Source organism: Streptomyces sp. NBC_01551 (assembly GCF_026339935.1).
In the GTDB taxonomy this organism is placed as follows: Bacteria; Actinomycetota; Actinomycetes; order Streptomycetales; family Streptomycetaceae; genus Streptomyces.
In genome coordinates this window covers 4,509,157-4,531,258 of record NZ_JAPEPX010000001.1, presented here as the reverse complement: position 1 = coordinate 4,531,258, position 22,102 = coordinate 4,509,157, and the positions used below count along the sequence as shown (strand labels likewise).

The window sequence follows — 22,102 nt, the reverse complement described above, 5'->3', positions numbered from 1 at the left end:
GCAGCGCGTGAGCCGAGCCGAGGTCACGGATGTTTTCGTCTTCGCGAAGGGGGACAGTGCCGTTTACATCGATCCCGTCGAGGGGGATTTCGGGGCCGGCGATCGCGTGAGGATCATTCGCGAGGGCGTTGAAGCGGCAGAGGCCGTGATCTTCCCGCGCGACGGAAGTGTGGCCGCCTCAGGTCGAACGGGCCGACGCCCCCACGCACTGGTCAAGGGATTCGTCTGCGTCGTCGGCGATGTCATCGAGGCCGAGTGATCCCCCGCTTCAGCGCCCGGCCAGCGCCGCCTCCATGACCGCGCGGGCGATCGGGGCCGCCGCGCTGTTGCCGCTGATGTCGCCGCGGTCGGCCGAGGCGTCCTCGACCACCACCGCCACCGCGACCGCAGGCAGCGGCGCACCCTCCGCCTTGGCCCAGGAGATGAACCAGGCGTACGGGGTGCCCGCGTTGCCGACGCCGTGCTGGGCGGTGCCCGTCTTGCCGCCTACGACGGCGCCCGGGATCGCCGCGTTGCGCCCGGTGCCGTTCTCCACGACCTTCACCATCAGCTCCTGGAGCCGCAGCGCCGTCGCCGGGTTCATGGCGCGGCCCAGCCCGCGCCGCTCCCCGCGCCGGACCGGGGAGCCGTCGGCCTGGGTGGTGCGCTCGACCAGGTACGGGGAGAGCACCTCCCCGCCGCTCGCGACCGCCGCCGCCACCATCGCCATCTGCAGCGGGGTGGCCGAGGTGTTGAACTGCCCGATCGAGGACAGGGCCAGCTGGTCGGGGCTCATGTCGGTGTCGAAGTTGGACCGCGACACCCACGAGGGCACGTACAGCCCGTCGTCGTTGAACCCGAACCGCCGCGCCGCCTCCACCATCCCGCGCAGCCCGACCCGCACCCCGATCTTGGCCATCACGGTGTTGCAGGACCACTGCACCGCCTCCGCCATCGAGGCGTCGGCGCAGCCCGTGCTCGCGTTCGGCAGCAGGGTGCTGGTGCCGGGCAGCGGGTACGGGTCGGGGGTCTCGGTGGGCGCGTCCACATCGGTGACGACGCCGGAGTCCAGGGCCGCCGCGGCCGTCACGATCTTGAAGGTGGAGCCCGGCGGATACGTCTCGCGCAGCGCCCGGTTGAGCATCGGCCGGGCCGGGTCCGCGCCCAGCCGGGCCCAGGCGTCCTTGACCCGGCTGCCCGTGCCGGAGAGCACGGCCGGATCGTAGGACGGGCTGCTGACCAGCGCGAGGATCCGCCCGGTGGCCGGTTCGACGGCCGCCACCGCGCCGCGTTTGCCACCGAGCCCCGTGTACGCGGCGAGCTGGACCCCGGCCCGGATGGTGGTCGCCGCGTCGCCGCCGGGCGGGCGGCCGCGGGAGAGGTCGTACCAGAGGGGGAAGGCGGAGAGCCCCGGGTCGGTGCCGGCCAGGATCCGGTCCTCGGCGCGCTCGACGAAGCTGGTCCCGTACGTCTGGGAGGAGAACCCGGTGACGGGCGCGTAGAGCGGGCCGTTGGTGTACGTCCGCTCGTAGCGCAGCAGTTGGCCGCTGTCGCGGGAGCCGGTGACGGGCCGCCCGTCGACCAGGATGTCCCCGCGGCGCTCGGCGTAGCGCTCGATGGCGGGACGTTTGTTGGCCGGGTTCACCGCGTACCCGGCGGACTCCCAGACCTGCACGCGGGCGATGTTCACGAGCAGGGCGGTCAGCAGCAGGGCACAGAAGTACGCGCACCAGCGGATGTAGCGGATCACGGCGCGGCCTCCGCGCCGCCGGGGCGGGGTCTGCGGGCGCTGTCGCTGAGCCGGACCAGCAGCGCGACGATGATCCAGTTGGTGACGACGGAGGAGCCGCCCTGCGCGAGGAAGGGCATGGCCATGCCGGTGAGCGGGATCAGTGCGGTGACGCCGCCCGCGATGACGAACACCTGGAGGGCGACGATCGAGGCGAGGCCGGTGGCGAGGAGCCGCCCGAAGGGGTCGCGCAGGGCGAGCCCGGCGCGGAAGCCGCGCGCGACGAGCAGTCCGTAGAGCAGCAGGATCGCGGTGAGGCCGACGAGGCCGAGCTCCTCGCCGGCGGTGGCCAGGATGAAGTCCGACTTGGCGGCGAAGCCGATGAGGAAGGACTGGCCGTGCCCGAGCCCGGAGCCGAGGAGCCCGCCGGCGCCGAAGGCGAAGAGGGACTGGGCGAGCTGGCCGGGGCCCTCGCCGCGCTCGATGGAGGCGAAAGGATTCAGCCAGTCGTTGACGCGGCCGTGCACGTGGGGTTCGAAGGTGCCGACGGCGTAGGCGCCGAGGGCGGCGAGGAGCAGCCCGATGGCGATCCAGCCGATCCGGCCGGTGGCGGTGAACAGCATGATGACGAAGAGGCCGAAGAAGAGGAGCGAGGTCCCCAGGTCCCTTTCCAGGACGAGGACGCCGACGCTGAGCAGCCAGATGGCGAGGATCGGGCCGAGGACGCGGCCCGGCAGGAGTTTCAGCTTCCAGAAGAGCCGGCGTCCGCCCAGGGCGAGCGCGGTGCGGTTCGCGGCGAGGTAGGCGGCGAAGAAGACCGCGAGCAGGATCTTGGCGAACTCGCCCGGCTGGAAGGAGAACCCGGCGAACCGGATCCAGATGTGGGCGCCGTTGACGGCCGGGAAGAAGACCGGGACGAGCATCAGCGCGAGCGCGGCGACGACGGAGAGGTACGCGTAGCGCTGGAGCACCCGGTGGTCGCGCAGCGCGGCGACGACGAGGACGAAGAGGGCGAGCCCGAGGGCCGACCAGCGCAGTTGCTCCCCGGCGGTGGGGTGGCCGGGGGTGGTCAGGTCGAGGCGCTGGATGAGGACGAGGCCGAGTCCGTTGAGGAGGAAGGCGATCGGGAGCACGAGCGGGTCGGCGTACGGGGCGCGCAGCCGGACGGCGAGGTGCGCGAACAGCGCGGCGGCGGCGAGGCCGCCGGCGTAGCGGGCGGCGGGGCGGGGGAGCTGGCCGGTCGCCGCGACGCCGACGTAGAGGTAGCCGAGGACGGAGACGAAGACCGCGCCGGCGAGCAGCGTCAGCTCGACGCCGCGGCGGCGCCGGGGGGCGGGGGCGCCGGGGGGTGAGGGCGGGGCGGGCTCGGCCACCTTTGCCGTCAGAGCGGTCATACGGGAAACGTAGCAAGCGGGCGGGTTGTATGTCCGCTTATGTCATAGTGTGCCGAAGAGTCGTCAGAAGGTTGCCGAACAGTCGTCAGAAGTGGTCGGAACGGTCAGGAGTGGGGTGCCGCGGCGCATGGGACCTGTGGAGTTCATCGTCCTCGCCTTCCCGGAGGAGCAGCTGCGGGTGCCGGCGGTGGAAGCCGTCATGGGGCTCCGCAAGGCGGGGGTCGTCCGGTTGATCGACGGGCTGGTGGCGACGAAGACGGCGGCGGGCGAGGTGATGGCGGCGGAGTTCGACGAGTTCATGGAGCTACGGGGCCTGCTGGCGCACCGGGAGGCGGCGCGGCTGATCGGGCCGGAGGACGTCCGGGAGGCGACGGATCTCCTGGACCGGGGCAGTTGCGCACTGCTGTTGCTGGTGGAGCACGTGTGGGCCGAGGACGCGGCGATCGCCGTACGGGCGGCGGGCGGGCGGATCGTCGGCTCGGTCCGGATCCCGGCGGAGCGGGTGGGGGTGGCCTGATGTTCATCCGACCGGTGGGTGTGACGGTCTCGGCGGCGATCCGCCCGCCGGGGCGCCCGCTGCTGCGGGGACTCCTGGCGCGCGCCGCCGGGGTGGCTCCGCCGGGGCAGGGCGCGTACGAGGAGTCCGACTGGATGTCCCCGGCCGCCCGGAGGGGCCGCCCCGCCCCGGGCGAGGGAACCGACTGGACGGGCCGGGCCGCCGCGGGCGAAGAGGGCGACTGGACGAGCCCGGCGGCCCCGGGCGAGGAAGCCGACTGGCCGGGCCGGCCCGCCCCGGGCGGCGAAGCCGACGCGCCGATCCCGGCGGTCCCCGGCGAGGAGGCCGACGGGCCGGGGCCGGCCGTCCCCGGCGAGGAGGCCGGGCGGACGGGCCCGGGTGCCCCCGGCGGGGAAGCGGCACGGCCGGAACCCGGGACCCCGGCCCCCGCACCGCCACCCTCGCCCCCGGCCGCGGCCCCGTCGGGGCCGGGCGCCGGACTGTCGGCGCAGCTGACGCAACTGGCCGCCTTGGCCCGCGAGGGGCTCCTGACCCCGGACGAATTCACCGCCGCCAAAGCCCTCCTGCTCCACCCCTGACCCGGAGGGGCCCGGGGTACCGGCGCCGCCGCGACGAAGTCCCTGGCCGACGGCCCCGGGGGGCCGGCCCACCGGGGCGGGTGGCCCGGACCAGGGCCCGGACCGGGGCGCTGGCCCTGGCCGCGGGCGCAGGCGTAGCCGGCCCAGACCCACGCCCAGGCGTAGCCGCAGGCCCAGGCCTAGCCAGCGCAGCCTCAAGCCCAGCCGCAGGTTCAGGCGCAGCCCAACCGCAGGCCCAGGCCCAGGCGCAGGTGCAGGTGCGAGCGGTGTTCGGGGTGGGGGCCTGGTGCGTTGTCGGGGGTGGCTGGGCGTTGGGGGTGGTGGGGTGGGGCCGGATGGGTGAGGGGGGAGTGGGGGGCGGGGTGGGGCGGGGATTTTGTCATACCGGGCGTGGCAGCATCGGCGGCCCGGAGGTGATCACATGTCGAACCGGCTGCTCCGCGCGGCCTGCGTCGCCGCGGCGCTCGTCGTCATCGGCCCGCCGCCCCAAGAGGCGCGGGCCGAACCCGTCGGGGTGCTGCTCACCCGGCTGCAAGGGCTGTACCAGAAGGCCGAGGAGGCCGCCGAGGCCTACAACGCCACCGAGGCCGCCCTCAGGGACCGCCAGGACGAGGAGCACCGGCTCGCCGCCGAGCTCGGCAAGACCCGCCGGGACCTCGCCGCCGAGAAGGCCGTCGCCGGCCGGCTGGCCCGGGAGCAGTACCAGGGGGCCCGGGGGCTCTCCCCGTTCGCCCGGATGCTGCTCAGCGGCGATCCCCAGGCCGCCCTGGACGAACGCCGCCTCGCCGCCCGCGAGGGCGCCCGGCAGGCCGCCCTGCTGGACCGGCTGACCAAGGGCGAGCGGCAGGCCGACCGGCTCGCCGCCGCCGCCCGCAAGGCGCGGGACACCGAGGCCGGGCTGGCCGGGCAGATGAAGGAGCGCAAGGAGGAGGTCGGCCGGCAGCTCAAGGAGGTCGAGCGGATGCTGGCCGCGCTCACCCCCGAGGAGCTCGCGCAGCTCGGCGCGCAGGAGGCCGCCGACACCGCCGACGCGCAGCGGCAGCTGGTGACGTCGGGGGCCCTCGGGAGCCCCCGTACCCGTACCCCCACCGCCGCCGGCGGCGTCGCGCTGACCTACGCCACCGCCCAGATCGGCAAACCCTACGTCTGGGGCGCCGAGGGGCCGGGGTCCTTCGACTGCTCCGGCCTCACCTCGCAGGCCTGGGCGCACGCCGGCCGGTCCATCCCCCGGACCAGCCAGGAGCAGTGGGCGCAGCTCCCCCGGGTGCCGCTGGACCAGCTGCGCCCCGGGGACCTGGTCGTCTACTTCCCCAAGGCCACGCACGTGGCGCTCTACATCGGGGAGGGGAAGGTGATCCAGGCGCCCCGGCCGGGAACGAAGGTGAAGGTCTCGCCGATCGCCGCGAACCCGCTGCTCGGCGCCGTCCGCCCGGACTCCGACGCCACCCCGCTGAAGGAGTTCACCCCGCCGCCGCTGCCCGAGTCCGACGGGACGGCCGACGGCGACGACACCGGCTACTCCGCCGAGGAGAGCCCCGCCTAGACGGAGACGGAGACGGACGCCGAGACGGAGGCCTCCGCCTCCGCCTCCGCCAGGTAGTCCGCCGCGTCCTCGGGGTCGTAGAAGTACGCGTCGAAGTCGGCCGGGTTGTCGTAGCCGTTGGCGATTCGGTCCGCCACCGGCCGCAGCCGCCCGGCCGCACCGATCAGGCCCAGCACGTGCTCCGGCGCGGCGGCCAGCATCGCGTTCGTCCACTGGGTCACCGGCTTGCCCGTCGTGAACCAGTACTTGTCGAACGTCGCCTTCATCCAGGACGCGTCGAACGGCTTGTCCCCGTGCATCAGGATCGACGACAGGTACGACGCCGCGCACTTGGCGGCCGAGTTCGCCCCCTGCCCCGTGATCGGGTCGTTCGCGACGACCACGTCCGCGACGCCCAGCACCAGCCCGCCGCCCGGCAGCCGCCCGATCGGGTCGCGCACGACCGGCGCGTACCGGCCGGCGAGCGTGGCGCCGCTGTCCGTCAGCTCCACGCGCGCCGCCCGCTCGTACTCCCACGGCGTGAACTTCTCCATCAGCCCCAGCGTCAGCGCCAGGTGCTCCGCCGGGTTCTTGACCCCGTTGAAGACGTCCAGCGGGCCGCCCGGGACGCCCTCCCAGAACAGGATGTCCGCCCGCCCCGACAGCGTCAGCGTCGGCATCACGAACAGCTCACCGACCCCCGGCACCAGGTTGCAGCGCACGGCCTCCGTCCCCGGGTGCTCCGGGCGCTGCTCCAGGCCGTGTACGTACGAGACCGCCAGCGCGCGCTGCGGCGCGTCGTACGGGGAGCGCGCCGCGTCCCGCCCGAACATCGACACCAGCTCGCCCTTGCCGGCGGCGACGAGCACCAGGTCGTACGCGCGGGAGAAGTAGTCCAGGTCGGCGACCGAGGCCCCGTGGACGACCAGCTGCCCGCCGCGCTGGACGAAGGCGTCGAGCCAGCCGGCCATCTTCAGGCGCTGGTCGACGGACTGGGCGTAGCCCTTCAGCCGGCCGAGCCAGTCGACGGCGCGACCGGTGCCAGTGCCGGTGCCCGGGGCGGCGACGGAGAAGCCGAGGGCCTCGATCCGGGGCGCCTGCCGCTCCCAGAAGTTCAGCCCGAGGTCCCGCTCGTGCCGGAGCGCCGAGTCGAACATGACCTGCGTGGACATGACCCGGCCGGTGCGGATCTCGTCCGGCGTCCGGCTGGACATCAGGGTGACCTCGTACCCCTTGTCCTGGAGTCCGAGGGCGAGCTGGAGCCCGGACTGGCCGGCTCCCACGACGAGTATCCTGCGCATCTCACGTTCTCGATTCGGAGCTGTTCGGGCTGCCGTTCGGGCTGCCGTTCCGGGCTGCTGTTCCGGGCTATTCGGGGGTGCTGTCGAGGGCGTGCGCGACCAGCGCGAGCAGCGATTCGACGACCGTGTCCCGGCTCCGCGCGTCCATGATCACGACGGGCACCCGGGGCGCGATGGTGAGCGCCTCGCGCACGTCCTCCGGCTCGTACGAGCGGGAGCCCTCGAAGTGGTTCACCGCGACGGCGTACGGGAGCCCACAGCTCTCGAAGTAGTCGAGCGCGGGGAAGCAGTCGCGCAGCCGGCGGGTGTCGGCGAGGACGAGCCCGCCGATGGCGCCGCGGACCAGGTCGTCCCACATGAACCAGAACCGCTCCTGGCCGGGGGTCCCGTACACGTAGAGCACGAGGTCGTCGGCGAGGGTGACGCGGCCGAAGTCCATGGCGACGGTGGTGGTGTTCTTGTCCGGGGTCCCGGACAGGTCGTCGGTGGGGACGCTGGCCTGCGTCATCACCGCCTCGGTGCGCAGCGGGGTGATCTCGGAGACCGACGACACGAAGGTGGTCTTGCCGACCCCGAAGCCGCCCGCGACCAGCACCTTGACGGCGACGGGCGCGCGCGAGCGGTCGTACTGCCAGGGCTGGACGGGCTCGTCGTCGAGGAGCGCGGTTTCAGAGACGGCGAAGGCCATCGAGCACCCTTTCGAGCAGCGCGCGTTCGGGGCGGCCGGGGCCGTGCCCCGTTCCGTAGACGCGGATCCGGCCCTGGTCGGCGAGGTCGCTGACGAGTACGCGGACCACGCCGAGCGGCAGCTTCAGCAGCGCGGATATCTCGGCGATGGTGCGCATGCGGCGGCACACCTCGACTATGGCGGGCATCTCGGGCATGCGGTCGCCCTTCGACGGGGTCCCGTCGCCGCTCTCGCCGCGCTGCGGCTCGGACGCCTTGGGGTCGAGGGCGGCGACGAAGGTCTCGACGTGCAGGACCTGCGCGAAGCGGGTGCGGCCGCCCGTGAGGGAGTACGGGCGGACGCGGGCGGGGCGGCGGTCGGCGCCGCGTATCGGCAGCCGGTCGGAGGCCGTACTCCTCACGGGGTCTTCTCCATCGACTGGCGCAGCTCGCTGCGGACTTCGGGGGTCAGGACGTGGCCGGCGCGGCCGACGAACAGGGCCATGTGGTAGGCGACGACGCTCATGTCGCAGTCCGGGGTGGCGTGCACGCCGAGCAGGGAGCCGTCGCTGATGGCCATGACGAAGACGGAGCCGTGCTCCATCGCCACCATGGTCTGCTTGACCCCGCCGCCGTCCATGAGGGCGGCGGCGCCGGTGGTGAGGCTGCCGAGGCCGGACACGATGGTGGCCAGGTCGGCGGAGGCGCCGCGGGGGCCCTTGGGGCGCTCGCCCCGGGCCTCGGCCTCGGCGGCGGCGGCCGTGGGCTCCGAGGAGAGCAGCAGCAGTCCGTCCGAGGACACGACCGCGACGGAGTTGACGCCGGGCACCTCCTCGACCAGGTCGGTCAGCAGCCACTGCAGGTTGCGGGCCTGGGTGCTCAGTCCGTACGTACTGGGCGCGGTCATGTGCGTGCCTCCTGTGCGGTGTCCCCCTGGTCGGTGTCTTGCCCGTGTTCCTGGGCGAGCTCGGCGGCGACGACGCGGCGGCCGTCCTGGGCCCCCTGGTAGAACCCGCCGAGCCGGCGCCGCAGTTCCTCCGCGTCGACGCGGCGCGGCGGCTCGGGTCTCACGGCGTCCACGCGCGGGGCCGCCACGGCGCGGGGGGTGCGCTTGGGCAGGCCCTTGTCGGTGACGGCCTCTTCGGGGTGACTGCCCTGGCGGGGCAGCCAGTTCCCCTGGGCATCGGCGGCGCGCCCGTGTCCGTCGGCGGCGGCGGACAGCGGCTCGGCCTCGTGCAACGGCACGGGCCGGCGCATCGCCTCGGGCACCTGCCCGAACGGGGCCGCTCCCCGCGCCCCGTACCCGGCGGGCGCTGCCGATTCCGTCGCCGGCGCCGCGTCTGCCTGCGCCGCGTCTGCCGGGGCCGCGTCTGCCGGGGCCGGCTCCGCGCCGTCCTCCGGGCCCGCGTCCGGAACCACCGGAGCCGACGGCTCGGCCTCCGGTCCGGGCACGGTGAACACCTGGTCCGCAGCCGGCACGTCACCTTCCGCAGGGGCGAACCCCTCACCGGCGCCCGCCGGCTCCGCGTCCGGAACGACCCGGGCCAGCAGTTCCTCTTCCGGGGCCGGAACCGTGAACACCTGGTCGGCGGACGGCAGGCCGCCCTCCGGTCCGGAGTCGGTGATGGTCTCGTCCGCCGAAGGCAAACCCGCTTCCGCACCGGACGCGGCGAACGCCTCGTCCGCAGACGGCAGCTCGCCCTCCGGACCGGGAACCGTGAACACCTGGTCCGCCGACGGCAGCTCGCCGTCCACGGCGAACAGCTCCTGCGCCGACTCGGCAGGAGCCGCGTCCGGGACCACCCGGGCCAGCAACTCCTCCTCCGGGGCCGGAACCGTGAAGGTCTCGTCCGCCGACGGCAGGACCGCTTCCGCGCCGGACGCAGTGAACACCTGGTCCGCAGACGGCAGCTCGCCGTCCACGGCGAACGGCTCCTGCGCCGACTCGGCAGGAGCCGCGTCCGGGACCACCCGGGCCAGCAACTCCTCCTCCGGGGCCGGAACCGTGAAGGTCTCGTCCGCCGACGGCAGGACCGCTTCCGCGCCGGACGCAGTGAACACCTGGTCCGCAGACGGCAGCTCGCCCTCCAGACCGGAGGCCGTGAAGACCTGGTCGGCAGACGGCAGCTCGCCGTCCAAGGCAGGGGCGGCCGCGAACAACTCCTCCGCCGACTCGGCGGGGGCCGCGTCCGGGACCACCCGGGCCAGCAGCTCCTCGTCCGCCGACGGCGTGGCGGCGGTTCGGGATTCCGGGGTCGGGGTCGGGGTGCCGGCTCCGCGGCCCCACGGCAGGGTGTTCTCGTTCGCCTCCGCGATGACGCCCGGCAGCACCCACTCCGGCGCGCCCGGCGTGGCCAGGGTGTGGACCGGCGAGGCCGGCGGGGTCGTCGGGAGGAGGGGCGCCGGGACGACGACCAGGGCCTCCGTGCCGCCGTGCCGCGCCACCCGCAGCTCCGCGGTGACGCCGTGCCGCGCCGCGAGCCGGCCGGCCACGTACAGGCCGAGGCCCAGGCCGTGTTCCGACTCCGGCTCTTCGTCGTACGCCTCCGGCGTCGACAGGCGCAGGTTCAGCGCCGCCAGGCGGTCCTCGGTGACGCCGATGCCCTCGTCCACCACCGACAGCACCGCGTCCCCGGCCTCCGTCAGCCACCCGGACACCCGTACCCGGGCCTCCGGCGGCGAGAAGGTCGTCGCGTTCTCCAGCAGCTCCGCCAGCACGTGCGAGATGTCGTCGGCGGCATGCCCCGCGACCTGGGTGAACGACGGCAGCGCAGCCAGCTCGACCCGCTCGTAGCGCTCGATCTCGCTGACCGCCGCCCGCATGACGTCCACCAGCGGCACCGCGCCGCCCGCGCCCGGGCCGTGCTCCTGCCCGGCCAGGACCAGCAGGTTCTCGTTGTGGCGGCGCATCACCGTCGCCAGGTGGTCCAGCTTGAACAGCGTCGCCAGCCGGTCCGGGTCCTGCTCCTTGGACTCCAGCTCCTCGATCACCGTCAGCTGGCGTTCCACCAGGCCCAGGGTGCGCAGCGACAGCGACACCGAGGTCGTCGACATGACCCGGCGGTGCTCCTCCAGCCCGGTCCGCAGCTCCTTCAGCTCGGCTTCCAGCGCTTCGCGGCCCGAGGCCAGCGCCTCGTTGCGGCCGATGAGGCGCCGGCGGTCGGCGTCGAGGCCGGCGATCCGGGTGTGCAGCGAGACCGTCTGGTCCCGCACCGCGTTCAGGTGGCGTACGACCTCGGCGAACTCGTCGTTGCGGCCGGTGAACCGGACCGGCTCCACCGAGCCCTCCGGCGTCGCCAGCCGCTCCGCGCCGCGCCTGAGCACCGACAGCGGCCGGGTCAGCGAGCGCGCGACGGCCGTCGAAACGCCGACGACGATCAGGAACAGCACGCCGAGCCCGGCGATCAGCGCTTCCAGCGCGGTCACGTCGTCGTCCCGCAGCGTGGCGAGCGCGGTGGCCCGCTGGCCGGCGAGGGTGGACTCCACCGACCGCATCCGGTCGATCCGGGCGGTGAGCGCCGAGCCGACGGCGGCCCCGTCGAGCTTGCGGTCGGCCGCGCTCAGGGTGGGCCGGTCGGTGAGGCGGCCGAGGAAGTCGTCGGCCGTCTTGACCTCGGGGCCGGTGACCGTGGCGGCGAGGGTCTGGCGTACGTCGGGCCGCGCGGCCCGGTTGAAGTCGTCGAGGGCGGCCTGCTCCCGTACGCGCGAGCGCTGGGCGGCGGCGGTCAGCTCGTCCACCACGGCCGCGCCGGGGGGCTGCTCGCCGCGGGGGACGGCCAGCGCGGCGAGCAGCAGTCCACGGGTGGCCGAGGCCTGGTCCACGGCCTGGCCGAGCGGGGCCAGCGGGCGGGTGGTGGCGAGGGCGGCCTCGGCGCGCGGCGGCGTCAGCTCGGCGAGCCGGTCGCCCGGCGCGAGGAGGTCCGCGATCACGCCCGCGTACGCCTGGTGCGCGGCGAGGGCGGTGCCCTTGCCGTCGACGGCCTCGGTGCGGACGGCCTGGACCCGGCCGAGGGCGCGGGCGAGGTCCTCGTCGGCTTCGGCGCGCACTTCGGCGAGCTGCCGGTCGGTGCGCGCGACGCGCTCCTGGACGGCGGCCTTGCCCGCGCCGGGGCGCCCCTTGGCCGCGTACTCGACGACGGCGTCGCGCTCGTCGCCGAGGAGGTGCGCGAGGGTGAGGGTCTGCCCGGTCTGTTCCGCGAGGGTGACCAGTCGCTGGGAGTCGTTCAGTTCCGCCATGGCGGAGACCACGGCGGGGCTGCCTGCCGCGAGGACGGTGAGACCGGCGACGGCTACGCCGACGACCAGCCTGCTGCGCACGCGGACACGACGTCCTGCGGGAGCGGGGGCTGGTCCGTCGATGGCGGTGCCGTTCTTCCGAGACCGCTTCTTCTGCACCGGTGCTCGCAATCCTGTACGTGTGCTCTAGCTCGTCTACTCGTGTGGCCGAGGTAACGGCCGGTCAACAAGTAAACGCCCCCTGCCCCCTCGTACCGCCTCAGACCTTCGCAGTGTGTTGGGGAGAGAGCCGCACATCGCCCACCCGGCCACCTGAACGAGTGAACAGTACGGAAGAGTTGGCAACCAACTCGGCGTCCTTGTGTCAGGGGGCGGTCGTGGACGGTCGGTTGAAACATCGGCGCGGCTTTTGGCAGTATGCCCGCCCACATCCCGGGGTCCGGGGCCGACGGGCCGCGCTCCTCCTCCCCCGTTGGTACGGACCTTCCCTGGGGGTCCCGCCCCCTTCCGAACGGCCCGCCGGGCAGAATGTCCGCATGCGCATCGACCTGGCCTCCGCCGCGGGCAACCCGGAACGCCCCAATGAGGACTGGGTGTCGGCGGCGATCCCCGCCTCGGGCGGGGGCGTCCTGGTACTCCTCGACGGGGTCACCCCACCGCGCGGCGAGGTCGGCTGCGGGCACGGCGTGCCGTGGTTCGCGGCCCGGCTCGGCGGCCGATTGACCGAACTGTCCGGATCGCGGCGGGACATGCCACTGGACCGGATTCTGGCGGAGTCCATCCGGGACACGGCCAACGCGCACCGGCAAACGTGTGACCTTTCTCACGTCCGTACTCCGCAGGCGACGGTGGTCGTGGTGCGCTGGGACGAGGCGTACGTGGAGCACCTGGTGCTCTCGGACTCCGTCCTGCTGCTCCAGGCGCCCGGGGGCGAGGTGCGGGCGGTGCTGGACGACCGGCTGGACCGGATCCCGCGCGAGGTCTTCGGCTCGGTGGCGGCGACGGACGCGCTGCGCAACGCCGAGGGCGGCTTCTTCACGGCGGCCGCGGACCCCGCGGTGGCCTCCCGGGCGGTGACCGGGCGGACCCCCCGCGCGCGGGTCCGGGCGGTGGCCGCGCTCACCGACGGGGCGAGCCGGTGGACGGACACGTTCGGGGAGGGCGACTGGGCGGAGTGTCTCGCGGTGCTCCGCAAGGAGGGCGCGGAGTCCCTGATCGGCCGGGTCCGCGCGATCGAGTCCGACCCGGCGCGGCCCCCGGCCCGCCACAAGCGCCACGACGACGCCTCGGCGGTGTTCGCGGAGCTGTAGCCGGCCGGAGCGGCGGCCGGCGGGAGCCGCGGCCGGTCTCCGGGCTGTTCCGCGCCCTGGTCGGTTACTCCGCGCCCTGGTTCAGCTGGTTCAGCAGCCTCGCCAGCTCCGCCACTTCACCCCGGTCCCAGTCGGCCAGCTTGCGCATGTACTGCTCGCGCCGGGCCCCGCGGACCCGCAGGAAGCGGGCCCGGCCCTCCTCGGTGAGCCCGACCAGGAAGGCCCGGCCGTCGGCCGGGTCCGGCTCGCGGGCGACCAGGCCCAGCACCTCCAGGGCCCGCAGCTGGCGGCTCATCGTGGCCTTGCCGACCCCGAAGTACGCGGCGAGCTCGGTGGCCCGCTGCCGCCCGGCGGCCTCCAGCCGTACGAGCAGCCCGTACGCGGCCGGCTCCAGCTCGGGGTGGAGCGCGCGGGCCATCTCGCCGGAGGAGGCGCGGGCCCGCCGGAGGAAGACGGACAGCTCCCGCTCCAAGGCAAGGAACTCCTGGTCTTCGCTCCCGTGCACGTCCTGCTCCCATCGGTGGTGTGTGGCACCTCGGTCTGTGTGAAGTGCCCAGTATTTCCCAGCGGGTGCGCGGACGGCCCGGGGCCCCGCCGGAGCGGGAACCCGGGCCGTGTGCCACGCGGGCGCAGTGCCGGATCGGGGCGCCTGATCAGGCGGCCGTGGTGAAGGCCGCCTCCGCCCGGGCCAGGGCCAGTTCCAGGACCTGGCGGACGTCCGTCACCGGGTGCACCTCCAGTCCCTCCAGCACCTCGGCCGGGACGTCGTCCAGGTCGGCCTCGTTCCGCTTCGGGATGATCACCGTGGTCAGCCCGGCGCGGTGCGCGGCGAGCAGCTTCTGCTTGACCCCGCCGATCGGCAGGACCCGCCCGGTCAGCGAGACCTCGCCGGTCATCGCGACGTCGGTGCGCACCTGCCGCCCGGAGAGCAGCGAGGCCAGCGCCGTCGTCATGGTGATGCCCGCGCTCGGGCCGTCCTTCGGCACCGCGCCGGCCGGGAAGTGGATGTGCACGCCCCGGTCCTTCAGGTCGGCGACCGGGAGCTCCAGCTCCGCGCCGTGGGAGCGCAGGAAGCTGAGCGCGATCTGCGCGGACTCCTTCATCACGTCGCCGAGCTGCCCTGTGAGGGTGAGCCCGGCGGCGCCGGTCTCGGGATCGGCGAGCGAGGCCTCGACGAACAGGACGTCACCGCCGGCGCCCGTCACCGCGAGGCCGGTGGCCACGCCCGGGACGGCCGTGCGCCGCTCGGCGGGGTCCTGCGCGGACTCCGGGACGTGGTGCGGCCGCCCGATGAGCCCCCGCAGGTCGTCGGCGCCGATCCGGAAGGGCAGTTCCCGCTCGCCCAGCTCGTGCTGCGAGGCCACCTTGCGCAGCAGGCGCGCGATGGACCGCTCCAGGGTGCGCACGCCCGCCTCGCGGGTGTACTCGCCGGCCAGCTTGCGCAGCGCGTCCTCCCCCAGCACCACCTCGTCGGCGCCGAGTCCGGCGCGCTCCAGCTGGCGGGGCAGCAGGTGGTCGCGGGCGATGACGACCTTCTCGTCCTCGGTGTAGCCGTCGAGGCGGACGAGTTCCATCCGGTCGGCGAGCGCCTCGGGGATGGCCTCCAGGACGTTGGCCGTGGCCAGGAAGACGACGTCGCTCAGGTCCAGCTCGACCTCCAGGTAGTGGTCCCGGAAGGTGTGGTTCTGCGCGGGGTCCAGGACCTCCAGCAGGGCCGCCGCCGGGTCGCCGCGGAAGTCGGAGCCGACCTTGTCGATCTCGTCGAGCAGTACGACCGGGTTCATGGACCCGGCCTCCTTGATGGCCCGCACGATGCGCCCGGGCAGCGCCCCGACGTAGGTGCGGCGGTGGCCGCGGATCTCGGCCTCGTCGCGGACGCCGCCGAGGGCGACGCGGACGAACTTGCGGCCCATGGCGTGCGCGACCGACTCCCCGAGGGAGGTCTTGCCGACGCCGGGCGGGCCGACGAGGGCGAGCACGGCTCCGCCGCGGCGGCCGCCGATGACGCCCATGCCGCGCTCGGAGCGGCGCTTGCGGACGGCCAGGTACTCGGTGATGCGGTCCTTCACGTCGCTCAGGCCGGCGTGCTCGGCGTCGAGGATCGCGCGGGCGCCGAGGATGTCGTACTCGTCCTCGGTGTGCTCGTTCCACGGCAGCTCCAGCACCGTGTCCAGCCAGGTCCGGATCCAGGAGCCCTCGGGGGACTGGTCGCTGGACCGCTCCAGCTTCTCGACCTCCTTGAGGGCGGCCTCCCGTACCTTCTCGGGCAGGTCGGCGGCCTCGACGCGGGCCCGGTAGTCGTCGGACTCCTCGCCGTCCTTCTCGCCGTTGAGCTCGCGAAGCTCCTTGCGCACGGCCTCCAGCTGGCGGCGGAGCAGGAACTCGCGCTGCTGCTTGTCGACGCCGTCCTGGACGTCCTTGGCGATGGACTCGGCGACGTCCTGTTCGGCGAGGTGGTCGCTGAGCGCCTTGATGGCGAGGCGGAGGCGGGCGACCGGGTCGGCCGTCTCCAGCAGCTCGACCTTCTGGGCCAGGGTCAGGAACGGCGAGTACCCGGAGTTGTCGGCGAGGGCGCTCACGCCCTCGATCTGCTGGACCCGGTCCACGACCTGCCAGGCGCCTCGCTTCTTGAGCCAGCTGGTGGCGAGCGCCTTGTACTCGGTGACCAGCTCGGCGACGGCCCCGGGCAGCGGGTCGGGGACGTTCTCCTCGACGGTGTGGCCCTCGACCCAGAGCGCCGCGCCGGGCCCGGTGGTGCCGGCGCCGATCCGGACTCGGCCGCGGCCGCGGATCAGCGCCCCGGGGTCGCCGTCGGAGAGCCGCCCGACCTGCTCGACGGTCCCGAGCACCCCGGTGCCCGCGTACTTCCCGTCGACCCGCGGCACGAGCAGCACCCGGGGTTTCCCGCTGGTCGCGGCCGCCTGGGCGGCCTCCACCGCCGCCCGTACCTCGGCATCGGACAGGTCGAGCGGAACGACCATCCCCGGCAGCACGACCTCTTCGTCGAGCGGCAACACGGGCAGAGTGAGTGTTACGGACGTCGAAGCCATGATCTTCCCTCCGGCAGTCAAGTTGAGCTATGCCGACTCAATGCACCTGAGCGCCGCAATGTTCCCGGGCCGCCGTTCGCCTCGGGCGAACACCCTCCGGCACGGGCCGGTCCTCGTCCGTTACGGGGCGGAGATGCTGACGTCGCCCGAGGTGGTCTTCGCCGAGAGGCGGGACGCGGCCGAGGGGGAGGTCGGCACCGAGACGGCGCGGTCGCCGGAGCTGGTGGAGACGTCCACCCGGTACGGGGCCGAGGGGACCTTCAGGGTGACGTCGCCGGACGTGGTCCGCGCCGCGAGGGAGGCCGGCGGCGCGGCGAAGTCCACCCGGGCGTCGCCGGAGTCGGAGCGGACGTCCGCGCTCGGGCCGGTCAGGCCGGCGGCCGTGATGTCGCCCGAGGAGGTACGGATCTTCAGCGGGCCCGCGATCCGCTCGGCCCGGACCGACCCGGAGTCGGAGACCAGCTCGGCTCCCGCCACACCGGCCACCGAGATCCGGCCGCTGCTGTTGTCCAGCCGGACCGTGGCGGTGGCGGGGACCTCCAGGCGGTAGTCGACGTAGCAGCTGCCCGTGCAGCCGTGGCTGAAGGTCAGCACGCCGTCGCCCGAGACCCGCTGGCCGGGCGTGGGCCGGGCGTCGCCGCGGTAGTGGACGGTGCGGTGGACCGTGACGCCGGGCCCCTTGCCGGGGGTGACCTCGATGGAGCCGTGCCGGCCCCCGGTGACCTCGACCGCGGTGACCGCCTCGGTGACTTCGGCGTCGGCGGTGGCGGTCTTGCGGTCGCCCTCGCCGAACGAGCAGCCGGAGAGCAGCAGCCCGGCCGCGAGCGCGGCGACCGCCGTGGGGAGGAGCCGGGTTGACGTGGTGTGATAAGCCATGCCCCGAGTCTGGGGCCGCGGCCCCGCCGGTCCGATGGGGCCGGTACCCGGACCCGGGGTGGGGTTATCCCCCCGGTCCTACGGGCCCGTCACCACCGGCAGCGCCGAGGGGACGCCCCATTCGCTCCACGAGCCGTCGTACACGGCGAGATCGCCGTAGCCCGCGAGGTCGGCCCCCAGGGCGAGGACGCAGGCCGTGACGCCGGAGCCGCAGCTGAGGACGAGGCGCTCGCGCGCCCCGGCCGCCGCCGCGAAGGCGTCGCGGAGCTCGGCGGCGGGGCGCATCCGGCCGGCCGGGTCCTGGAGGTCCCCGAACGGCAGGTTCACCGCCCCCGGCATGTGCCCGCCGCGCAGCCCCGGCCGGGGTTCGGGAGCCGTTCCGGCGAACCGCTCGCGGGTGCGGGCGTCGAGGACGGCGACGGCCGGGTCGGTCAGGGCGGCCTCGACGGTGGCACCGTCCACCAGCGATCCCGGGCGGGGGCGGGCCGTGAAGGAGCCGCGCGGGCCCTCGTACGCCGGGCCGGTGGCCTCGACGGGCAGCCCGGCGGCCGTCCAAGCGGGCAGTCCGCCGTCCAGCACGGCGGCCCGGTCGAAGCCCATGGCGCGCAGCATCCACCAGGCGCGGGCGCTGGAGTAGATGCCGACGCCGTCGTAGACGACCACGGTGGCGGTGTCGTCGACACCGAGCTCCCGCATCGCCTCGGTGAACGCGGCGGCCGACGGCATGGTGTGCGGGGCGGCGGCGTCGTGGTCGGACAGGGCGCCGTCCAGATCGAAGGGCCGGGCCCCCGGAATCCGGTGGTCCGCCCCGCGGTGCGCGCCGACGGAGGCGTCGAACACCACGAGTCCGGGCGCGCCGAGGCGCTCCTCCAGCCAGTCGATCCCCACGAGCGGGCCGGTCATGCGCAACCTCCGGAAGAGTCGGCGGGCCACGGGAGGCGGCCCGCCGTACATCCTCCGCTACCTAGCGCGCGGCCCAGGTGGTGAAGTCGGCCCAGACCGAGGGCGCCAAGGTCAGGGACGGGACGGCGAGGTCCTTGGAGTCCCGGACGTGGACTGCGTGGGTGCAGGTCGCAACTTCAACGCACGCGCCGCCGCCATCGTTGCTGTAGCTCGACTTGTGCCAGTCGTAGGCCACCTCGACGCACTGGCCGCCGCTGTCGCTGCTGTAGCTGGACTTGAACCACCGCAGGGTGCCACTCATTGCTACTCTCCTGCCAACTTCTTGATAAGGCCCAGCGATTCACGCGGGCCGAGGGCCTGTGCGCGGATCTTCGCATATCGCTGCGAGTACACACTTACCTTTGCCAGGTCGCTAAGCAACAGGCTTTCATCCTGCGGCTCCATGTAGACCAGCCGCTCATGTTTGAGGGTTTCGATGAGGGTCATTCCTCCGCCGCGCAAACCCGCCTGCTCTCCGGCGAACCCGCAGTCAAGGGGGAGGATCTGAACAGTGACATTACGACGATGGGCGAGTTCAGCCAGATGTTGGTACTGATCACGCATGATGTCCCTGCTTCCAACCGCCCGGTGCAATGCGGCCTCATCCAGGATGAGCTCGATGAGCGCTACAGGCTCCCTCTCGAAGAGAGCCTTCCTTGCCAGCCGCACCTCGACCAGTTCCTCGACCCGCTGGTCCGAAAGCACCGGAAAGCCACCCGCGATCAGCGCTCGGGCATAGGCGTCGGTCTGAAACAGACCACTGATCACCTGGGTCTCGAACATCGACAGCGTCAGGGCTTGCTTCTCCAGCAAGGCGAAGTCCTGGAAGTGCTGCGGGAACTTCTCCAGCCGCACCCATTCCCGCGCTTCCTCGAAGACCCCGAGACCGCCCCCGATCGTCTGCTCCAGCGCCACCAGCATCTCGTCGCTCGGAGGCTGCGCACACGTCTCCAGCGCGCTGATCGCGGAGCCCGTGTACCCCAGCTTCTCCCCCAGCGCCGTCTGCGTGAGCTTCTCCCTCTCCCGTAACGCGCGCGCCAGACGGGCCACGAGACGGGTCACCCCGCTCGCCGTCGCCTTGTTGTCCGCCTTCGCCATAGGGCTTCTCCACTCCACCGGATACCGCGCCGCTCAGGGTCACGAAAAACGGTAGACCCGTGCGCCCAGCGCAGTGATGCGAATGCGGAAAGTCACGCCCGCCACCCTCAATTCGCAAGATAGCGGTGTAATTTGACGCCCTACGTTGCACAGAGTCCCGGCCGTGCGTACAGCGCCACCCTCGCCCCCCGGACCTCGCTCACCCCGCACAGCTCGAACCCCGCGGCCAGCGCCTCCCGCTTCGCCACCTCCGCCGGATACGGGTCCAGCGGCTGCCCCGCCGGGTCCAGCAGCGCCAGTACCCGCGGCGCCGCCGCCAGCCGTGCCCGGATCTCCCCCGGGCCCAGCTCCGTACCCCACAGGCTGTGCGAGGCGGCCGGGGAGCGGTCGAGGGCCAGGTCGCGCACGCCGGCGTACACGTCCGGGGAGGACAGCAGCCACTCGCGCCGCCGCGCCGGCATGAAGAGCACCGCGTCCCCGGGCCGGGCCCGCTCGCGTACCGCCGCGGCCACCGCGAGCACGTCGTCCTTGCGGCTCTCGGGCGTCCGCAGCCACGCCGACCAGAACCCGAGGCCCACCAGCACCGCGGCCACCAGCGCCCACGTCCACCAGGCCCGCGCCCACGCCAGCCGCGCCCCCGCCAGCAGGGCGAACCCCGCGAGCGCGTAGAGCACGTACCGGTCGACGTACCAGGGGTTCACCAGTGAGACCACCATCAGCAGCCCCGGCGGCAGCAGCACCAACGGCAGCGCCACCCGTACGAGTTCCCGCCCGGCCCCGCGCGCCAGCAGCAGCGACAGGCCCGCGACCACCCCGTACGCCGCCCAGTCCTGCCAGCTCGGCCGCCCGAGCCAGCCCAGCTGCCGCTCCGCCTGCCGCAGGCTGACCACCGCCAGCGGCAGCAGCAGCGCCACCACCGCCCCGGCGCTCCACCGCCAGCCGCGCGCCCGCCGGGCCGTGAACGCGTGCGCGAGCAGGGCCAGTACCGCGAACTCGTGGAGCCAGCACCCCAGCAGCATCACCACCGTGTACGCGACCCAGCGCTCGCGGAGCATCAGGTACGTCGCCCACACCACCGCCGCGGCGACCAGGGCGTACGAGCGCCCCTCCTGCGCGTACGTCTGCACGGGCGGCAGCACGGCGTAGCAAAGCCCGGCGAGCAGCGCGGCCCGCTCGCCCTCGGCCCGCTCCCCCGCCAGCCGGCGCCCGACGGCGGCGACCCCGGCGGCGGCCAGCGCGGTGGCGGCGACGGACGGCAGCCGCAGCGCCCACAGGCCGCCGTCCCAGAGGGCGAAGACGCCGTGCATCAGCAGGTAGTACAGCCCGTGGACGGCGTCCACCTCGCCGAGGAGCGCCCACAGGCCGCCGAGCGGGCGGTGCGCCGCCTGCCAGGTGACGGACTCGTCGCGCCACATGCTGCCGCCGTGGCCGCCGCGTTCCAGGCCCCAGAGGCCGAGGAGGACGGCGAGCAGCGGCGGGAGCCAGCGCCAGGGAGCCATGCGGCTGATCACTGCCTCCAAGTGCTGTCCACAGGGGTGCGGGAGCCTCCATACTCGGGGTTCGGTCCGGTTCCACGGGGAGGTGGGGGTGTGCGAGCGCTACGAGCGATGGCCACGGCGCTTCTGGGTGCGGTGATCCTGGGCGGATGCGGTGCGGGCGGCGATTCGGGCGGGGCCTCCGCGAGCCCGACCCCGTCCCCGACCTCGGTCCCGTCCCCGGTCGCGACATCGGCCCCGGGCCCCTCGGACTCGCAGTCGCCGCCCACGAGCCCCGGCCCGGCGGCCTCGTCCGGCTCTTCGTCCGCCCCGGCTCCCACCTCCGCGGCCGAGCGCCTGGTCACGGTCACCCGCAGCGGCGGTTTCGCCGGGAAGACCAACAGCCTGCTGATCAAGGGCGACGGCTCGTGGACCCGGCTGGACGCGAAGGCCAAGCCGATCGGCACCGGAAAGCTGCCCCCCGACCAGCTGCGGCGGCTGCGCTCCGCGCTCCAGGCGGCCGACTTCGCCCACCTGCCCCGGGTCTCGAAAAGCGGCGGAACCGTGTACGACGGCTTCACGTACGTCTTCGTCCACGGCGGCTTCGAGGTGGTCACGGCCGACGGGTCGGTCCCGTCGGGCCTGCAGGACGTCCTGTCCGAACTGCCGTCCTTCGACGGCTAGTGCCGCGACCCGGTGAACCTTTCCGGTCACCGCACTAGGCGGCCCGCCCCGGAGCCGACATCCCGCGCAGCTGCCGGTCCAGGAAGCCGCGCAGCCGCTCCGGCATGTCCAAGGCCTCCGGGGCCAGCACCCACTGGATCTGGAGGCCGTCCATGACGGCGAGGACCTCCCGGCCGGCGCCCTCGCAGTCGGTGTCGGGGCGCAGCTCGCCCCGCGCCACGCCCGCCTCCAGGACGGCGACGGTGTGGCCGAGGACCCGCTCGTAGCGCTGTGTGAAGTACGCGTGCGCCGGGTGGCCGGGGTTGCCGGCCTCGCCGACCAGGGTGTGGAACATCCGGACGAGGCCGGGCCGGCGGGTGTTGTCCTCGGCGAGGGCGACGACGCTCGCGTAGTACGCGGCGACGGACTCGGCCGGCTCGCCGAACAGCCGCTCGACGTCGCGGCGCTCGCTCTGGGCCAGGACGGACAGCAGCAGGTCCTCCTTGCCGCGGAAGTGGTGCAGCAGCCCGCCCTGGGTGATCCCGCAGTCGCGGGCGATCCGGGCCAGCGAGGAGGCGTGGAACCCCCACTGGGCGAAGTGCTCCACGGCGGTGTCGAGGATCTTCTGCCGGCGGGCGTCGCCCACCGCGTAGCTCCCGCGCGCCGCCGCGGTCTTCCGCCGGGCCGCCCCGCTGTCCTGTGCCATGCGGACCACCCTAGGGGGTGCCCGGATCCTGTGATCCAGGCCACACGCGAAAACCTAGTG

At 74.0% G+C, this 22,102-nt stretch carries 21 protein-coding genes; 6 read left to right on the top strand and 15 right to left on the bottom strand.

What is annotated here, in order from left to right:
• Nucleotides 1-7: 7 nt before the first annotated feature.
• Nucleotides 8-259: a hypothetical protein gene (locus OG982_RS20625; protein WP_266784598.1), complete on the top strand. Its 252-nt coding sequence runs from the start codon at nucleotides 8-10 to the stop codon at nucleotides 257-259.
• A gap of 9 nt (nucleotides 260-268) precedes the next feature.
• Here OG982_RS20625 and OG982_RS20620 read toward each other — a convergent pair whose 3' ends face one another.
• On the bottom strand, nucleotides 269-1,729 hold the full coding sequence (locus OG982_RS20620; protein WP_266784600.1) for a penicillin-binding transpeptidase domain-containing protein: 1,461 nt from the start codon (nucleotides 1,727-1,729) through the stop codon (nucleotides 269-271).
• Nucleotides 1,726-3,102, bottom strand: coding sequence for an FtsW/RodA/SpoVE family cell cycle protein (locus tag OG982_RS20615; protein ID WP_266949024.1), 1,377 nt, complete (start codon nucleotides 3,100-3,102; stop codon nucleotides 1,726-1,728). Before OG982_RS20615 ends, OG982_RS20620 begins: the two co-directional genes overlap by 4 nt.
• 127 nt (nucleotides 3,103-3,229) lie before the next feature.
• Here OG982_RS20615 and OG982_RS20610 point away from each other — a divergent pair, with 127 nt between their 5' ends.
• The 3 genes from OG982_RS20610 to OG982_RS20600 all read left to right on the top strand — a co-directional run bounded on the left by OG982_RS20610 (nucleotide 3,230) and on the right by OG982_RS20600 (nucleotide 5,740).
• Complete coding sequence (locus tag OG982_RS20610; protein ID WP_266784604.1) at nucleotides 3,230-3,619, top strand: DUF6325 family protein; 390 nt, start codon at nucleotides 3,230-3,232, stop codon at nucleotides 3,617-3,619.
• Nucleotides 3,619-4,197, top strand: coding sequence for a hypothetical protein (locus tag OG982_RS20605; RefSeq protein WP_266949023.1), 579 nt, complete (start codon nucleotides 3,619-3,621; stop codon nucleotides 4,195-4,197). The genes OG982_RS20610 and OG982_RS20605 overlap by 1 nt, the downstream gene beginning before the upstream one ends.
• 421 nt (nucleotides 4,198-4,618) lie before the next feature.
• Nucleotides 4,619-5,740 carry an NlpC/P60 family protein gene (locus OG982_RS20600; protein WP_266784608.1) on the top strand — a complete coding sequence of 374 codons (1,122 nt, stop codon included), beginning with the start codon at nucleotides 4,619-4,621 and terminating at the stop codon, nucleotides 5,738-5,740.
• Here OG982_RS20600 and OG982_RS20595 read toward each other — a convergent pair.
• The 5 genes from OG982_RS20595 to OG982_RS20575 form a co-directional block, all read right to left on the bottom strand.
• Nucleotides 5,737-7,020: a styrene monooxygenase/indole monooxygenase family protein gene (locus OG982_RS20595; protein WP_266784610.1), complete on the bottom strand. Its 1,284-nt coding sequence runs from the start codon at nucleotides 7,018-7,020 to the stop codon at nucleotides 5,737-5,739. The genes OG982_RS20600 and OG982_RS20595 overlap by 4 nt on opposite strands.
• 67 nt (nucleotides 7,021-7,087) lie before the next feature.
• A complete protein-coding gene (locus OG982_RS20590) occupies nucleotides 7,088-7,708 on the bottom strand; it encodes an ATP/GTP-binding protein (protein ID WP_266949021.1) in 621 nt (206 codons plus the stop codon).
• The gene (locus OG982_RS20585; protein WP_266784614.1) at nucleotides 7,689-8,108 is read right to left on the bottom strand and encodes a DUF742 domain-containing protein; all 420 of its coding nucleotides are present in this window, start codon (nucleotides 8,106-8,108) and stop codon (nucleotides 7,689-7,691) included. Before OG982_RS20585 ends, OG982_RS20590 begins: the two co-directional genes overlap by 20 nt.
• Nucleotides 8,105-8,593: a roadblock/LC7 domain-containing protein gene (locus OG982_RS20580; RefSeq protein WP_266784616.1), complete on the bottom strand. Its 489-nt coding sequence runs from the start codon at nucleotides 8,591-8,593 to the stop codon at nucleotides 8,105-8,107. Before OG982_RS20580 ends, OG982_RS20585 begins: the two co-directional genes overlap by 4 nt.
• Nucleotides 8,590-12,003, bottom strand: a complete 3,414-nt coding sequence (locus tag OG982_RS20575; RefSeq protein WP_266949020.1) for a nitrate- and nitrite sensing domain-containing protein — start codon at nucleotides 12,001-12,003, stop codon at nucleotides 8,590-8,592. Before OG982_RS20575 ends, OG982_RS20580 begins: the two co-directional genes overlap by 4 nt.
• A 455-nt stretch (nucleotides 12,004-12,458) precedes the next feature.
• Here OG982_RS20575 and OG982_RS20570 point away from each other — a divergent pair, with 455 nt between their 5' ends.
• Complete coding sequence (locus tag OG982_RS20570) at nucleotides 12,459-13,232, top strand: protein phosphatase 2C domain-containing protein (RefSeq protein ID WP_266784620.1); 774 nt, start codon at nucleotides 12,459-12,461, stop codon at nucleotides 13,230-13,232.
• Nucleotides 13,233-13,296: 64 nt separating this feature from the next.
• On the opposite strand, the gene OG982_RS20565 is transcribed toward OG982_RS20570, so the two are convergent.
• From OG982_RS20565 to OG982_RS20535, 7 genes are all read right to left on the bottom strand, one after another.
• Nucleotides 13,297-13,737: a MarR family winged helix-turn-helix transcriptional regulator gene (locus OG982_RS20565; protein ID WP_266784622.1), complete on the bottom strand. Its 441-nt coding sequence runs from the start codon at nucleotides 13,735-13,737 to the stop codon at nucleotides 13,297-13,299.
• A 148-nt stretch (nucleotides 13,738-13,885) separates the two neighbouring features.
• Nucleotides 13,886-16,282, bottom strand: coding sequence for an endopeptidase La (gene lon / locus OG982_RS20560; RefSeq protein WP_266784624.1), 2,397 nt, complete (start codon nucleotides 16,280-16,282; stop codon nucleotides 13,886-13,888).
• A 120-nt stretch (nucleotides 16,283-16,402) separates the two neighbouring features.
• Entirely contained in the window at nucleotides 16,403-17,158 is a 756-nt protein-coding gene (locus tag OG982_RS20555; RefSeq protein ID WP_266949019.1) for a DUF4097 family beta strand repeat-containing protein, read from the bottom strand.
• Nucleotides 17,159-17,236: 78 nt separating this feature from the next.
• Nucleotides 17,237-18,061, bottom strand: a complete 825-nt coding sequence (locus OG982_RS20550) for a sulfurtransferase (RefSeq protein ID WP_266949017.1) — start codon at nucleotides 18,059-18,061, stop codon at nucleotides 17,237-17,239.
• A gap of 61 nt (nucleotides 18,062-18,122) precedes the next feature.
• A complete protein-coding gene (locus tag OG982_RS20545; protein ID WP_266949016.1) occupies nucleotides 18,123-18,362 on the bottom strand; it encodes a DUF397 domain-containing protein in 240 nt (79 codons plus the stop codon).
• Between the two features lie 2 nt (nucleotides 18,363-18,364).
• On the bottom strand, nucleotides 18,365-19,198 hold the full coding sequence (locus tag OG982_RS20540) for a helix-turn-helix transcriptional regulator (protein WP_266949015.1): 834 nt from the start codon (nucleotides 19,196-19,198) through the stop codon (nucleotides 18,365-18,367).
• A 140-nt stretch (nucleotides 19,199-19,338) separates the two neighbouring features.
• Nucleotides 19,339-20,697 (bottom strand): hypothetical protein, encoded by a 1,359-nt coding sequence (locus tag OG982_RS20535; RefSeq protein ID WP_266949014.1) that lies wholly within the window; start codon nucleotides 20,695-20,697, stop codon nucleotides 19,339-19,341.
• A 108-nt stretch (nucleotides 20,698-20,805) separates the two neighbouring features.
• On the opposite strand from OG982_RS20535, the gene OG982_RS20530 reads away from it, so the two are divergent.
• Nucleotides 20,806-21,357 carry a hypothetical protein gene (locus tag OG982_RS20530; protein ID WP_266784636.1) on the top strand — a complete coding sequence of 184 codons (552 nt, stop codon included), beginning with the start codon at nucleotides 20,806-20,808 and terminating at the stop codon, nucleotides 21,355-21,357.
• A gap of 34 nt (nucleotides 21,358-21,391) precedes the next feature.
• On the opposite strand, the gene OG982_RS20525 is transcribed toward OG982_RS20530, so the two are convergent.
• Nucleotides 21,392-22,042, bottom strand: coding sequence for a TetR/AcrR family transcriptional regulator (locus OG982_RS20525; protein WP_266784638.1), 651 nt, complete (start codon nucleotides 22,040-22,042; stop codon nucleotides 21,392-21,394).
• Between the last annotated feature and the right edge of the window lie 60 nt (nucleotides 22,043-22,102).

Coding starts and splice junctions, on each gene's coding strand:
- OG982_RS20570 (WP_266784620.1), top strand. CDS start 12,459: ATGCGCATCGACCTGGCCTCCGCCGCGGGCAACCCGGAACGCCCCAAT.
- lon (WP_266784624.1), bottom strand. CDS start 16,282: ATGGCTTCGACGTCCGTAACACTCACTCTGCCCGTGTTGCCGCTCGAC.
- OG982_RS20610 (WP_266784604.1), top strand. CDS start 3,230: ATGGGACCTGTGGAGTTCATCGTCCTCGCCTTCCCGGAGGAGCAGCTG.
- OG982_RS20590 (WP_266949021.1), bottom strand. CDS start 7,708: ATGGCCTTCGCCGTCTCTGAAACCGCGCTCCTCGACGACGAGCCCGTC.
- OG982_RS20535 (WP_266949014.1), bottom strand. CDS start 20,697: ATGGCTCCCTGGCGCTGGCTCCCGCCGCTGCTCGCCGTCCTCCTCGGC.
- OG982_RS20545 (WP_266949016.1), bottom strand. CDS start 18,362: ATGAGTGGCACCCTGCGGTGGTTCAAGTCCAGCTACAGCAGCGACAGC.
- OG982_RS20580 (WP_266784616.1), bottom strand. CDS start 8,593: ATGACCGCGCCCAGTACGTACGGACTGAGCACCCAGGCCCGCAACCTG.
- OG982_RS20605 (WP_266949023.1), top strand. CDS start 3,619: ATGTTCATCCGACCGGTGGGTGTGACGGTCTCGGCGGCGATCCGCCCG.
- OG982_RS20600 (WP_266784608.1), top strand. CDS start 4,619: ATGTCGAACCGGCTGCTCCGCGCGGCCTGCGTCGCCGCGGCGCTCGTC.
- OG982_RS20595 (WP_266784610.1), bottom strand. CDS start 7,020: ATGCGCAGGATACTCGTCGTGGGAGCCGGCCAGTCCGGGCTCCAGCTC.
- OG982_RS20525 (WP_266784638.1), bottom strand. CDS start 22,042: ATGGCACAGGACAGCGGGGCGGCCCGGCGGAAGACCGCGGCGGCGCGC.
- OG982_RS20555 (WP_266949019.1), bottom strand. CDS start 17,158: ATGGCTTATCACACCACGTCAACCCGGCTCCTCCCCACGGCGGTCGCC.
- OG982_RS20550 (WP_266949017.1), bottom strand. CDS start 18,061: ATGACCGGCCCGCTCGTGGGGATCGACTGGCTGGAGGAGCGCCTCGGC.
- OG982_RS20530 (WP_266784636.1), top strand. CDS start 20,806: ATGGCCACGGCGCTTCTGGGTGCGGTGATCCTGGGCGGATGCGGTGCG.
- OG982_RS20615 (WP_266949024.1), bottom strand. CDS start 3,102: ATGACCGCTCTGACGGCAAAGGTGGCCGAGCCCGCCCCGCCCTCACCC.
- OG982_RS20540 (WP_266949015.1), bottom strand. CDS start 19,198: ATGGCGAAGGCGGACAACAAGGCGACGGCGAGCGGGGTGACCCGTCTC.